Source organism: Microbacterium sp. Leaf351, assembly GCF_001423825.1.
Taxonomy (GTDB): Bacteria; Actinomycetota; Actinomycetes; order Actinomycetales; family Microbacteriaceae; genus Microbacterium; species Microbacterium ginsengisoli.
In genome coordinates this window covers 1-331 of sequence record NZ_LMPK01000004.1, presented here as the reverse complement: position 1 = coordinate 331, position 331 = coordinate 1, and positions in this window count along the sequence as shown.

The window sequence follows — 331 nt, the reverse complement described above, 5'->3', positions numbered from 1 at the left end:
CCCCGCCGAGCGACGACCCGTCGCGAGGTTCGACGGTGCGCACCGATGCCGCGCGGCGTTCTCGTGTTCGACGCCCGAGCCGTGATCCCACGACGCGTCGCCACCGCATCGGCGAGCGTGCGCGGCACCTTCCGCGGCGAGGGGTCCGCGTCGCGCGCGTGTACCCGCGCGCGGACTGGCGTGCCGTCTGTGTCCGCTTCGGCACCGCACCGCGCTGACTCCGAGCCCCTGTCCGCCGCCGGCTCCAGATTCCACCGCGTTGCGCGCCGGCATCGACGCACCGCGCCCGCAACCGGGTGAGTCTCTTAGCGTGGTGTCACTTCCCGCGGGG